Origin of the sequence: Natrialba sp. PRR66 (genome assembly GCF_034808065.1) — an archaeon.
Taxonomy (GTDB): Archaea; Halobacteriota; Halobacteria; order Halobacteriales; family Natrialbaceae; genus Natrialba; species Natrialba aegyptia.
The window spans coordinates 392,762-405,744 of record NZ_JAXHGN010000003.1; the positions used below are offsets into that span (position 1 = coordinate 392,762).

The 12,983-nt window shown below is 63.6% G+C and carries 10 protein-coding genes; 4 read left to right on the forward strand and 6 right to left on the reverse strand.

All coding sequences use genetic code 11. The annotated features are described in order from the left end of the window. Positions 1-4: 4 nt before the first annotated feature. Positions 5-781 carry a 23S rRNA (uridine(2552)-2'-O)-methyltransferase gene (locus SM755_RS12410; RefSeq protein ID WP_323172934.1) on the forward strand — a complete coding sequence of 259 codons (777 nt, stop codon included), beginning with the start codon at positions 5-7 and terminating at the stop codon, positions 779-781. 58 nt (positions 782-839) lie between these two features. Here the strand turns inward: SM755_RS12410 and SM755_RS12415 are convergent, their stop codons facing one another. Continuing rightward, the gene (locus SM755_RS12415) at positions 840-1,016 is read right to left on the reverse strand and encodes a type II toxin-antitoxin system ParD family antitoxin (RefSeq protein WP_006110673.1); all 177 of its coding nucleotides are present in this window, start codon (positions 1,014-1,016) and stop codon (positions 840-842) included. A gap of 50 nt (positions 1,017-1,066) precedes the next feature. Beyond that, a complete protein-coding gene (locus SM755_RS12420) occupies positions 1,067-3,463 on the reverse strand; it encodes a twin-arginine translocase subunit TatC (RefSeq protein ID WP_323172935.1) in 2,397 nt (798 codons plus the stop codon). Between the two features lie 175 nt (positions 3,464-3,638). On the opposite strand from SM755_RS12420, the gene SM755_RS12425 reads away from it, so the two are divergent. The 3 genes from SM755_RS12425 (at position 3,639) to SM755_RS12435 (ending at position 9,337) form a co-directional block, all read left to right on the forward strand. After that, a complete protein-coding gene (locus SM755_RS12425) occupies positions 3,639-4,619 on the forward strand; it encodes a twin-arginine translocase subunit TatC (RefSeq protein ID WP_323172936.1) in 981 nt (326 codons plus the stop codon). Positions 4,620-4,959: 340 nt separating this feature from the next. After that, the gene (gene nasA / locus SM755_RS12430) at positions 4,960-7,122 is read left to right on the forward strand and encodes an assimilatory nitrate reductase NasA (protein WP_323173226.1); all 2,163 of its coding nucleotides are present in this window, start codon (positions 4,960-4,962) and stop codon (positions 7,120-7,122) included. 376 nt (positions 7,123-7,498) lie between these two features. Beyond that, positions 7,499-9,337 (forward strand): ferredoxin--nitrite reductase, encoded by a 1,839-nt coding sequence (locus tag SM755_RS12435; RefSeq protein WP_323172937.1) that lies wholly within the window; start codon positions 7,499-7,501, stop codon positions 9,335-9,337. A gap of 93 nt (positions 9,338-9,430) precedes the next feature. On the opposite strand, the gene SM755_RS12440 is transcribed toward SM755_RS12435, so the two are convergent. The 4 genes from SM755_RS12440 to SM755_RS12455 all read right to left on the reverse strand — a co-directional run bounded on the left by SM755_RS12440 (position 9,431) and on the right by SM755_RS12455 (position 12,853). Further along, entirely contained in the window at positions 9,431-9,811 is a 381-nt protein-coding gene (locus SM755_RS12440) for a hypothetical protein (RefSeq protein WP_323173227.1), read from the reverse strand. A gap of 191 nt (positions 9,812-10,002) precedes the next feature. Then, entirely contained in the window at positions 10,003-10,359 is a 357-nt protein-coding gene (locus tag SM755_RS12445) for a hypothetical protein (protein ID WP_006665098.1), read from the reverse strand. 261 nt (positions 10,360-10,620) lie between these two features. After that, entirely contained in the window at positions 10,621-11,457 is an 837-nt protein-coding gene (gene larE / locus SM755_RS12450) for an ATP-dependent sacrificial sulfur transferase LarE (protein ID WP_323172938.1), read from the reverse strand. A 115-nt stretch (positions 11,458-11,572) separates the two neighbouring features. Next, entirely contained in the window at positions 11,573-12,853 is a 1,281-nt protein-coding gene (locus tag SM755_RS12455; protein WP_323172939.1) for an MFS transporter, read from the reverse strand. Between the last annotated feature and the right edge of the window lie 130 nt (positions 12,854-12,983).

A 12,983-nucleotide genomic window follows, 5' to 3' on the forward strand; every position in this document is an offset into this window, starting at 1 on the left:
GAGCATGGCACGAAAGGACCACTACTACAACAAGGCAAAGCAGGAAGGCTACCGGAGCCGAGCCGCCTACAAGCTCAAGCAACTCGACGAACTCGAGAACGTCCTCTCGCGCGGCGATACCGTCGTCGACCTCGGTGCCGCGCCCGGCGGTTGGCTCGAAGTCGCCGCCGAAGCCGTCGGCCCCGACGGGCAGGTGATCGGCGTCGACCTTCAGCGCATCAAAGACATCGAGGGCCACGACACCATCGAAACCATCCGCGGGGACATGACCGAGGAACGAACGCGCGACCGGGTCATCGACGCCGCCGGCGGCGAGGTCGATGCTGTGCTGTCCGACATGGCACCCAACATGTCCGGCGAGTACTCGCTCGATCAGGCCCGCTCGCTCCACCTCGCGCGCCAGGCCTTCGAAACCGCACTCGAACTCCTCGACACCGACGGCGACTTCGTCGTGAAGATCTTCGAAGGCCCCGACGTCGATGAGTTCAGAGCGGACGTCGAGGCGGAGTTCCAGTACGTTCGCGCCACGAGTCCGAAGGCCTCACGGGACGAATCCTCCGAACTCTTCTTTATCGGAAAAGGACGGCTCACCGCACCGGTGCGACCGGGCGATGAACTCGAGGTCGAGATCACCGATGTCGGGAGCGAGGGTGACGGTATCGCATCGGTCGATGGCTACAGGCTGTTCGTTCCGGCGACGGAGACGGGAGATGTTGTGACGGTGCGAGTCGAGGACGTGAAGCCGAATTTCGGCTTCGCACAACGGATCGATCGAGACTGAGCGGTCCGTGGTGTAACGACCTGTTGTTGTTCGGTTGTATTTCCGGGTACAGACGGGCTTATTCGTCGGAGTCGAGTCGATCGTGTCGGTCGTCGATTTCGTCGAGAATGTCGAGCGTTTTTCGGATCGAGGCCCGGATCGCATCGCTTCGGTTGACGAACTTGCCGTCGTCGCCAACGTGGTCGTCTAAGTCCTCGAGTAGTTCCTGCGGGATTTCGACGCTGATCTTTGGCATCGTAGGGACGCGTTCGCATGCCTCCCATCTTAAGCCGTCGGACGAGTTCGCTACGTGGTCGGGTCGGGTTGGGGTCCGGAGCCGGTATCGGTGCCGGTGTCGCCTTCAGTAGCGGCGGCGTCTGCGTCGTTTTGTTCGCCACTACCACCGCCACCGCTACCACCAAATAGCCGCCCGCCGCCGGTGAGGATATACAGGACGCCGAGGCCGAGCATGTAGGTCAGAGCGATCGGGATGGCGACCATCAGCATGGTGAGAACGCCCTTCGGACTGGCGATTGCCGCGACGGTGAAGATGCCGACGACGGCCGGTCGCCAGCGTCGGAGCATCGTCCGGTAGTTGATGATGCCGCCGACGTGGAACAGCGCCATCGTGACGATGATGTTGAACAGGAAACCGATGCCGAGAGTCGTGAAGATGACCATCCAGAAGAAGCTACTGATCCGGTAGGAGACGACCATTCCGTTGGCGATCGCGTCGGAGACGAGATAGGAGATGACCGCCGGTGCGACCCAGAAAAAGCCGAGGTAGGTTCCGAACGCGAACCCGCCCAGTAGCGAGCCGCCCCAGACGACGAAGATGCGGCGGTCGCCCCGGACCAGCCCGCGCTCTTTCATCGCGGGCCAGCCGTAGTACAGCACCAGCGGGAGCGAGGCGATGATCCCCGCGATGACGCTCACTTTGACCTCGAAGATGAGCACTTCGACGGGGTGGAGCGCGATGACGATGTCCATCTCGGTGATGAGTTCCTGGAGCGTCATCCCGGCGGGGTCGACCCCGTTACGGACGGCCACCTCGTGGAGGATCGATTCGGGAACGCGATGGAGGAACGTCGTGAGAATCTGGCCGATCCCACCCTGGTAAAGCCAGAAGAAGGTTCCGCCCATGACGAGCATAAACACGCCGACGATGCGGAACATCTTCGAGGTGAGACTGTTGAGGATGAAGGCGATGTCGTAGGCGTAGCCACCGATGTCGTCCTCAGTCGTCTCTTCCTCGGTGAAGGGATCGAGCATTCCGGCGGCCGTACCCGCGAGGAAGCTGCCTTCCTCCTCCTCGGTAGCGCCACCGTCATCGGTCTGGGTGAGCGCTGCACTCTCGCCGTCGCCGGTTGTGCCGTCCTCGGCCTGTTGGTCTTGCAGCGAGTCGAACCGGTTCAAGATCGCCTGGGCTTTCTCCCGGTTGTCGTCGTACATCGCCTGTCGAGAAACCTCGAGCGCCTGTTCCTCTTTCATCTGGAGGAAGACGGACGCTGGCACTTCCTCCACGTCCTCGGCGGTGAGCATCTCGAAGTCGACGTCGTCGGGCGATTCGGCCGTTCGAATGGCTCCCTCCCGCGGGTAGATCGGTGCCTGGAGCACTTTGATCGTATAGGCGAACAGGATGAGCACGCCGACGCCTGCAGCGATGGTAAGCCCAACAGCGGCCTCACCGAGGAGTCCGTGCTCGGCAGCGAGCGATTCGAGTCCGAACGGGCCCTCGGGACCGGGTTGCAGCCACGCCGGCAGGCTGGGGTAGACCGCTTCCCCGAGGTAGTCGAATCCACCCTGATTAACGAACGCGCCGGTTCCGATGGCGACAACAGCCAGAACGCCGACGAATCGGAGGACGACCCGTTTCATATGATCGGTCCCGGTCCCGTCGCTCTCGGCCGCACCGCGTCGGCGGATGTTTGCAACTACCTTTGCGAGGCTGAGACTGATGATGTAGAGCCCGACCATCGGCGTCGCCCACATGATCTGCGTGAACGGATCCGGCGGCGAGAACAGCGCGCCGAAGATGGTGATCCCGACGATCGCGTGCCGCCACTTGTCCCGGAACGTCTCGTAGGGGACGATCTCGGTGTACGAGAGGACACCCATAAACAGCGGCAACTGGGCCGCCAGCCCGAACGAGAGCGTCAACAGCGCGATGAACTCGGTGAACTCGGTGATCCCGAAGCTCGGTTTGACGTGGGCGCTGACGGCGTTTCCGGCGAGAAAGTCGAACGTGTACGGAAAGAACACCGCATAGGCGTAGACGACCCCGAGGCAGAACAACGTGATCGCGGTCAGGACGAAGCCCGCGATATAGCTTCGAGAGATGGGTACGATGGTGTCGTAGCCGCGTTTGCGCAACTTATTCCTCGAGAAGTACAGTAACGCGGGAACCGCCACGACGATACCGACGAGCATCCCGATCTTGGCCTGCAAGAGAATAACCTCGAACGGAGTCCGCGTAATAAGCTCCGTCGAATCGGCGATGTACGGCGACATTTCCGCCTTTGCAGTCTGTTTGAGAAAGTCCCAGATGAAGACGCGCAACGCGTAGAACGAGCCGATAAAGCCGATAACGAAGACGATAAACACCTTCTGAAGGTGTGTCTGCACGCTCGAGAGCATCGCACCAAGAGTTTCGCGCCCGGTATTGATCGCACGGGCGGTATCCTCGTCGACGGCAGAACTCATTTACTACCATGGGTAACTGACATCCAGTTATCAACCTTTCGAGTCTCCTACCGCGCATCGTGCTCGTTCACCGGATTCGACGGCGACCGGCGCGAACGAACGCGTCGATCGGTACCGTGACCCAGTGCGCACAAGAAAAAGGCCTATAACTGCCCGCCTATCTATATCCCGATAGATGCCGGACGAGTCGGCGGAGACGGGGAACAGTGCGGACCCCGACGAACCACGTGAAGACGGCGGGTCCGACGAGGAGCACTCGCCATCGGAAGCGTCGCCTTCGAGTTCACCCGAGGCGTCGACCGGGACCGATGCCAATCCACCGGTTGAAACCGACGGTGAGGGAGTCGTCGGTGGTGGCCACGACTCGGGGACCGGGACCGGAAGCCCCGAGTACCCCGATCCGGACGACGATGTCGGTGGAATCTCGACGCCCCCGGACGACGAGGAAATGCCGCTTGCGGACCACATCGAGGAGATGGTGCTTCGGTTTGCCGTGGTCTTGCTCTTCGGTTCTGCGGGGACGGCGATCGGGCTACTGGGTGCCTCGTGGGCGATCGAGCACATCTGGTACAACGTGTTCCCGTACGCGGCAGAGGAGGTGCCCTTACCACATATTTACCAGCCGCTCGAACTGTGGTTAACACGAATCAAGGTTTCGACGCTGCTCGGGATCATGGTGGCGCTGCCGATGTTCGTCTACCAGTGTTATCGCTTTATGAAACCGGGGCTGTATCCGCACGAGCGCAAGTACTACCTCGCGGCTGTCCCGACGAGCGTGGTTCTTGCCGGCGTCGGGATGTTGTTCTCCTACGTGCTGGTGTTGCCGGTGCTCTTCGAGTACTTCACGTTCTACGCGGAAGGCAGCGCAGAGATCGCTTATGCACTCGGTGATACGTTCGACCTGATAATCACGCTGATCGGCTTTCTCGCCGTCGTCTTCCAGATTCCCCTCTTTATAATGCTCGCGATTATGATGGGTGTGACGACCCGTCGCTGGCTCGTCAATAAGCGGCTGTACTTCTGGGCGGCCTTCTTCGGACTGGCGTTCATGTTCACGTTCGACCCGACGGGGATGGCCCCCATTATCGTCGGGATCACGATGATCCTCCTGTTCGAGGGAACGCTGTTCATCCTGAAGTGGGTCGGAACCGAGTGAGACCGGTCCGTCCTCCCGTTTTCCGTCTTTCAGTCGACGTTTAGTCGCGTCTACGCGACGGCTTCTCTCCGCTTTTCTCGCCAGCGCATGCGCCCGCTGGTGCCCGTTCGGGCAGTCATCGGCAGCCTTCGTCTGGTACTACTCCTTATATTCTTGGTATCCGTTCTTATATCGATGGATGCGCATTCTATGGCTCTAAAATCAATCGTTTGTAAACGAATACCGTTTAGGTGTTGTGTCTGTACTCTCTTTCCGTACCTATGTGCGAGATTGTGAACCAAACCGGGTACTCCGCGTCACCGCTTTTAGGACGCGGACGAACACCCCATCGCCCCGCGAGGTGGGCGGCGTGACCGACCCGGTTCCAACCACCTGTATGCGCTGTGCCGTCGGCTGTGGACACGTCCAGCAACCGGTCGAACAGGGCTACGGCCTCGATATCGTCCGCGGCGATCCGGCCCATCCGGTCAACCGCGGCCTCGCCTGCCAGCGCGGCATCCGCGAGACCGCCGACCCCGACGGCGAGTGGCTCACCCGCCCGCTCGTCCGCCGCGACGGCGAACTCGTGCCGACCACCTGGGAGACCGCCCTCGAACACGCGACGGCCGGACTCGGCCGAGCGCTCGAAAACGCCAGCACCAGCGTCGCGGTCCTCGGCAGCGGCCAACAGACCAACGAAGCCGCCTACGCGCTCGGAAAACTCGCCCGCGGCGGCTTCGGAACCCGGTACTACGACGCCAACACGACCCTGTGTATGGCCTCGGCTGTCACCGCCTACTACGACGCCTTCGGCAGTGACGCGCCGCCGCCGACATACGACGATATCCCGGCAGCACGGACACACCTCGTCTGGGGTGCAAACCCCGCCGTTGCGCATCCGGTTCTGTTTCGCTGGATTCAGCAATCGGCCGGCGAGGACGACTCCGAACTGCTCGTCGTCGACCCAGTCGCGAGCGAGACGACCGACGGTGCCGACTGCCACGTCGCACCCGACCCCGGCGGCGATCTCGCCCTCGCTCGCGCGGTTCTCGCGCGACTCGTCGAAACTGATCGCCTCGACGACGAGTTCATCGCGAGGGCGACGGCGGGATTCGAGGAGCTCCGCGAGCGCCTTCCCGATGTGTCCGCAGCCGCCGAGCGCGCGGGCGTCTCGACGGCCGACGTGGATCGACTTGCGGCGGCCTTCGACGCGTCGACGCTCGTCTACTGGGGGATGGGCGTCAACCAGAGCGTCAACGGTACCGCGACGGCGGGCGCACTGATCGATTGCTGTCTCGCGACGGGCAATCTCCGGCCCGGCTCGGGCCCGTTCTCGCTCACCGGCCAGGCGAACTCGATGGGGACGCGCGTGTGCTCGTCGAAAGGAACCTGGCCCGGCCACCGGCCGTTCGACGCGCCCGAACACCGCGAGTTCGTCGCCGACGCCTGGGACGTTCCGCTCTCGCGACTTCCGGACGACCCCGGACCGGGACCGGTCGGCATCGCCGATGCGATCGGCGAGGACGTATCGGCCGTTTACGCCGTCGCGACGAACCCCGCCGCGGGGATGCCCGACGCGACGGGCGTTCGCGAGCGGCTTGCGGAGACGTTCCTCGTCGTCCAGGACGCCTTCCGCAGCGAGACGGTCGAACTCGCGGACGTCGTGTTGCCGGCGGCGACCTGGGGCGAGTCCGAGGGAACGACGATGAACATGGAACGGACCGTCTCCCGCGTCCGCGCCGCGACGGAGACGCCCGCCGGCGTCAAATCCGATCTCGACCTGATCGGCACGCTCGCGTCGCGACTCGCGCCCGACCTGTTCGACGAGCCGCCGACGCCCGAGACGGTCTTCGACGAACTCGCGGCGCTGACCGCGGGAACCGACGCCGATCTCTCGGGGATCAGCTACGAGCGCCTCGAGCGAGACGTGGCGGTCCGCTGGCCTGCGCCCGAGCCGGACGCGGCGGGTGGCTATCGGTACTACGAATCCGAGTTGCCGGACGATGATCGGGACGGTGCCGCGGAATCGTGGTCGTTCCCGACGCCGTCGGGACGCGCACGGTTTTCGGCTGGCCGGGCCGCTCCCGCTCCCGAGCCGCCCAACGAGGAATTCCCGCTCACGCTGACGACGGGCCGGCAGCCCGACGCGTACAACACCGGCGTTCGAACCCGCCCGTCCGACGCGGACGCCCCCGTCGCCCGCGTCAGTCCCGCGACGGCGCTCGCGTTTGCGACTGAACTCGGGGACGAGGAACGGGGATCGCCGGAAGCCGACGCGCCCCTCTCCGCTCAGGATGGCCGCGTCGTCTCGCGGCGTGCATCGGTCCACGTCAGACTCGAGTCCGACGAGTCGATTCCCGACGGCGTCGTCTGGCTTCCTATTCATCACCCGGCGGTCAACGACCTCACGCTACCGGTCGTCGATCCGCGCTCGAAAGAACCCCACTTCAAGCAGTGTGCGGTGCGACTCGAACCGGTGCGCACTCGCGAGAACAGGCCGGTTGCGACGCCGAGTTCACGATAGCGATCGTCCGTTACTGCGGGCCGGTTTTCGAAGGGGATGTGTCTCCACCGTCGCTTCCGAACTGACCGTTCTCGTGAGCGGATCTTCCCGTCAATAGCTGCCGTGTTCTCCGCCGAACGAGGCGTCTTCGCCAAGTGGTGCGTGCTGCCCAATCCCAAAAGAGTGGGCCATTTCCTTCGGATATACACCCTAATACAGACCATATTCGATTGAACATCTGAGCTATTCGATTAAACAGAGTGAAAAACAGATGTATGTCAACGATTAGCATTATATTCCACACTATCGTGTCGTTCTACCGTGACTCGAAATATGTTTGGTGACAAATCCCGTGTCGTCGGGACCGATCGTTCAATTCCTCCGGCGGTGGTTTGCGATGGCGCATAAGAAAGAGGGAATCAAGGAGGGATGTTACGGCGACGAGGTGCGCGAGCACATTCTCGAGTTCGCCGCAAACGGCGGCTTCGAGGCGATTCCCGAGGACGAACGCGAGGAGTGGTTCACCCGCTTCAAGTTCTGGGGGCTGTTCCACCAGCGCGACGGCCAGGAATCGTACTTCATGATGCGCCTGACCAACGCGAGCGGCGTCCTCGAACCGGGACAGTTGCGCGCGATCGCCGAGGTCGCCCGCGACTACGCGACGGGCCCGGTCGAGAATCCCGAGTTCGGCAACGGGTGGCTCGACCTGACGACGCGCCAGTCCGTCCAGTTGCACTGGATCGATCTGGAAGATGTCCCCGAAATCTGGGAGAAACTCGAGTCGGTGGGCGTCCACACGCGCTCTTCGGGCGGGGACACGATGCGCAACATCTCCGGCTGTCCGCTCCACGGCAAGGCCGAGGAGTTCGTCGAGTCGGGGCCCCTCCTCGAGCGCTTCGAGGAGGAACTGCGCGGCGACGACGAACTCGCGAACATGCCCCGGAAGTTCAACATCAGCGTGTCGGGGTGTACGGTCGGCTGCGCGCAGGATTCGATCAACGATATCGGATTCGAGCCGGCGACTAAGGAGTTAGACGGCGAGCGGGTCCGCGGGTTCAACGTCCGCATCGGCGGCGGTCTCGGCGGTCGGCAGCCCCGCGCGGCGACCCCGCTCGACGTGTTCGTTCGCCCCGAAAACGCCTACGCGGTCGGCCGCGGCTTCGTCGAACTCTACCACGAGTACGGCGGTCGCCAGAACCGCTCGAAGAACCGCGCCCGGTTCTTCGCCGAGGACTGGGGGATGGAGAAGATCCGCGAGACGCTCCAGGACGAGTACGTCGACTTCGAGATGCACACCGCGGGCGAGGACTTCCGGACGGAGTACACCTACAACGCCGGTCGCCCCGTCGAAGACGGCCAGCACGACCACGTCGGCGTCGGCGACCAGCAGGACGGCCGCAACTACGTCGGCTTGAGCGTCCCCGTCGGTCGCCTGCCGGCCGACGACGCCATCGAACTGGCCGATTTCGCCGCCGAGTACGGTTCCGGAGAGGTACGGCTCACCCGCCGGCAGAATCCCGTCATCGTCGACGTGGCTGACGACGAACTCGAGGGGCTGCTCGCCGAACCGCTGCTCGAGGCATACCCCGCCGAGCCGAGTCCGTTCGAACGCGGCGCGATGGCCTGTACCGGCACCGAGTTCTGTTCGATCGCGCTGACCGAGACAAAGGGGCGGATGGCGCGGATGCTGCGCTGGTTCAACAAGAACGTCGACCTGCCCGACGACGTCGGTAAAATCAAGATGCACTACTCCGGCTGTACCGCCGACTGCGGACAGGCGATGACCGCCGACATCGGACTCCAGGGGATGCGCGCCCGGAAGAACGGCGAGATGGTCGAGGCCTTCGATATCGGCGTCGGCGGCGGTGTTGGAGAAGATCCATCCTTCATCGACTGGGTGCGTCAACGCGTGCCGGCCGACGAGGCTCCCGGCGCGATCCGAAACCTGCTCGAGGCCTACGCTGCCCATCGCGAGTGCGAGGCTCCGGCGGCGTCTCGAGCGGACGGTGACAGCGAGGCGCGAAGCGCCTCGGGCTCACAGACAGAAGCCGTCCGGGGACAGACGTTCCGCCAGTGGGTCGACGCGACGGCCGAGGAGCAACTCGTCGAGTTCTGCGAGCCCGAGGAGACCGACTTCGAGGCTCCCTACATGACCGACGGGAAACAGGCGTGGTATCCGTTCGCGGAGGCGGAGTCACCCGCGGCGAGTGAAACCCCGGTATCGTCGGACGATTAACGTCGTCGCGATACCGTCGAGGGTTCGAGCGCGCGATCGCGTCGAGAGTTCGAAGTGAGATGATCGAAAGGAACGAGAAACGAACAACAAGCGTTAATCAGCGGATTGCTGGTGGCCCGACTGCGCATTGCTCCGTCCGCCTTCGAGTCCGGGAACGGCAGTGCCCACGAGTTCACGAAGGCGTCGGTTCACCGTCCGGGCAAACCGCAGGATGTTCAGCACGCCTTTCTGCTCGCCGGGCGAGCGATAGCACGCGATCAGCGACCACATTGTGGCGACGCCGAACGAGCCGGCGGCCGAGAACGTCATCCCCATCGTGCCGTACGTAAGCGCGTAGATCGCGCCGATCGTCATCGACGGAATGCTCGATCCGAGCGGTACGCGTGCGGAGGTGTCTTTGATTGTCGGTGCGAGGAAGACGATCGAGAGAACGCTCCCTGCGAGAAAGACCAGATCTTGCCACATCATTTCCATCATCGTAATCGCTTACTCGATTATGAGTAAAAAGTCTCTCGGTGTTGAGAACCGTCCGCATACCGGACAATTGCGTATTCGTGGTTGTCTTCGAATTCGTCCTCCCGACGCCGATCGCTCTTCACGTACCCCGGACGGGTATCGCTATCCCGGTCGTAGAAGTAGCACCGTCGTTTACGACGAGGCCGGTGTCACCGGTGCGACCGCGTCCGCTCGGCCGCGTACTCCCGCGCCGTTTCGAGGGACCCCGCCCCGTCGTAACTGGTCGAAAACAGCACCATGAAATCCCGCGCGAGTTCAACGCAGCGTTCGAACGTCAGAACGGTCCTGATCTGGTGTGTCTCGCTGAACTCGAGTTCGGGGTAGCTCGTGGCCGTCAGTGCGTATCCCGGACGGTCGTCACCGTCGAGGGAGGCGGGGGCGACCTTTATCCGGAGGTCGTCCGATTCGTGGCGGTAGATGCGGTATTCTAATTCTCGGTCGGTGTCGGCGGGTGTGTACGTCCGGGAGACGTGGACGGTCCAGTCGGGCGGTACGTCGGCAGCCATCGATCCGTGATACTCGGGGAGATGCTACGTTCGTATCGTATTGTGCAATATTGTCTGTCCCTCTCGTAGTCTCTGTACTATTGGTGTATTACAAGGACAGAATCTGATTATATTGTGGTCGATTGGGCGCTTCTTCTCGCTCGATTCGCCCGTTCGGGAATCTCGTTCGATACGGACTACCGGACGCCAGTGCCGGCGCACCCGCAACTCGTCCTGCGGTTAGCCGGGAAATCGGTACAACAGACCATCAGAAACGGGGAGTCAGTCGTCGGATTCGGTCGTGGCGGCGTCCGTCACCGGACTCACGCTCCCGGTTCGGTAGCCGTGGAGGTCGAGCGTGACGTGTTCGAAACCCAGGTTCGAGAGCGCGTCGCGTACCGTTTCGACGAACTCGCGCTCGAGCGCCCGATCGAGTTCGTCCGGGGCGACCTCGATGCGGGCGAGGCCGTCGTGATCGCGCACGCGGAACTGGTCGAAGCCCCACTGTCGAAGCAGGGCTTCGGCTTGTTCGACGCGCGTGAGTCGGTCGTCGGTGACTTCGAGCCCGGTCGGGATGCGCGAGGAGAGACACGCCATCGAGGGCTTGTCGGCGACCGAGAGGCCGTAGTGTTCGGCGATCGTGCGAACCTCGTCCTTCGCGATGTCGTGGGCGAGCAGCGGCGAGTGCACGTCGAGTTCGTCGACGGCCTGCAGGCCGGGGCGGTGGCCGGCACCGGGGTCGTCGGCGTTGGTGCCGTCGCAGACGGTTTCGATGCCGAGTTCGCGCGCGGCGTCTTCCATTTCCCCGAGGCGCATCGTCCGACAGTGATAGCACCGATCGTCGTCGTTCGCGACGAACTCGTCGCTTTCGAGTTCGGAGAAGGAGACGATCTCGTGGCGGATGCCGATCTCGTCGGCGACGCGTTTTGCGTCCTCGAGTTCGGCGGCGGGGAGGGTTTCGCTCTTTGCGGTGCAGGCGACGGCGTCGTCGCCGAGGGCGTCGTGAGCGAGTGCGGCGACGACGCTCGAGTCGACCCCGCCCGAGAAGGCGACGAGGATGCCGTCGTAGGTCGCCAGTTCGTCGCGGGCGGCCGCCAGTTTGGCCTCGACGGTTGTCATGGGGCCTGGTTCGGACCGGATATGCAAAAGCGCGTTGTCGTCATGGCGTCTATGACTCGGCGGCCTGGTGGATGTGTTCTGGCATCGGCAGTTCTCGCCATCTTGAGCGCCAATACTAGTCGTCCAGTGACTCGCTGGCCCTGCTCTGCTCTCTCGTTGCTGGAAGCAACGCGCCCGTCTCGCGGTAGATGCCGACGAGCAGGATTCCGCCCGCGACCAACGGCATGATCGCACACGCGGCGTACACCGGCGCAAAGCCGAGCGCATCGACGAGCGGAACCGAGAGCAGCGGCCCGAGCCCGCCGCCGACATCGCCGAGAACGTTTGTCGTTCCGGACGCGCGGCCCATGCGCTCGTCCGGCGTGAGATCGGCGAGCAGCGCCATGAGCGGGCCGCTGGTCCCGCCCTGTCCGGCCCCGATGAAGAGACAGGCGACGGTCAGCGTCGCCGCTGAACTCGCACCCGCCAAAAGGACGAAGCCGACGAACGAGACAAGCAGGAAGACGAGCAGCGTCGGCACCCGCGAGTTCGTTCGGTCGCTTACGTAGCCGCCGGCGAACATGAACGTGGCCGCGGCGAGGACGGTGACGGCCATGAAGATGCCGGAAGAGCCCTGGGCGTCGAAGCCGAGGACGCCGATTCCGTGGACGGAGAGGAATTGGACGAGCGTCGCGAACAGCGCGCCGATGTAGGCGAACAGGACGGCGAAGTTGACCAGGCCGACGATGATCGTCGTCACGCTGGTGTCGACGTTCCAGGGCGCGACGGCCTCCCGGGTGTCGGTGACGTGGGTCTCCGGAACGGTCAGGGCGGCCATCACGCTTGCGAGTAACGAGAACGCCGTCGCGACGAGGAACGCGGCCCGGATGCCGGCGAGTTCGCTGACGACGCCGCCGAGGACGAGGCCGGTCGGGAAACCGAAGATGCTGCCGCCGCGGATGAGGCCCATGCTGGTCCCGCGCGAGTCGGCCCCGCTGACGTCGGCGGCGATGGTATAGGCGGTTGCGAAGACCAGCGCGCTCCCGAGGCCCCAGACGATGCGCGCGAGGAGGAACCAGGCTTCGGGAAGCGGGGCGACCATCGCGACGACGTAGCCGAACGTGCCGACGCTCTGGACGAGCAGGCCGACGATGAACGGTGTTCGCGTGCCGACGCGGTCGACGAGTCCGCCCGCCGGCGCGCTCGCGAGGAGCCGCGAGAACCGGTTTGCACTGAGGATAAAGCCGACGAGAAACGGCGAGATACCCAGTAGTTCGCCCAAATTCGGTAGGATCGGAAAGATAACGCCCCCGCCGAAGCCGACGAAAAAGGTGCTGGCGACGACCGAGCCGATGATCAGATACTGCCGTCTCGAACTGTATTGTGCCGTCTCGTCCGTCCCCGGTGTCTCGTCCACGCTTGCACTCCCGTCTGACTAGTCGGTCAATTCGACGTAACCGTCTATCGATACCGGCAGTCACGTCGATCTATTGTACAGACACAATTTCCGCACAGCTTGCAGTCAGGATCACGCCGGAGCGTTAAGG

Bases quoted from the DNA above. Each gene is read 5' to 3' on its own strand.
- SM755_RS12420 (WP_323172935.1), bottom strand. From the start codon at position 3,463: ATGAGTTCTGCCGTCGACGAGGATACCGCCCGTGCGATCAATACCGGG.
- SM755_RS12425 (WP_323172936.1), top strand. From the start codon at position 3,639: ATGCCGGACGAGTCGGCGGAGACGGGGAACAGTGCGGACCCCGACGAA.
- larE (WP_323172938.1), bottom strand. From the start codon at position 11,457: ATGACAACCGTCGAGGCCAAACTGGCGGCCGCCCGCGACGAACTGGCG.
- SM755_RS12440 (WP_323173227.1), bottom strand. From the start codon at position 9,811: ATGGAAATGATGTGGCAAGATCTGGTCTTTCTCGCAGGGAGCGTTCTC.
- SM755_RS12445 (WP_006665098.1), bottom strand. From the start codon at position 10,359: ATGGCTGCCGACGTACCGCCCGACTGGACCGTCCACGTCTCCCGGACG.
- SM755_RS12410 (WP_323172934.1), top strand. From the start codon at position 5: ATGGCACGAAAGGACCACTACTACAACAAGGCAAAGCAGGAAGGCTAC.
- SM755_RS12435 (WP_323172937.1), top strand. From the start codon at position 7,499: ATGGCGCATAAGAAAGAGGGAATCAAGGAGGGATGTTACGGCGACGAG.
- SM755_RS12415 (WP_006110673.1), bottom strand. From the start codon at position 1,016: ATGCCAAAGATCAGCGTCGAAATCCCGCAGGAACTACTCGAGGACTTA.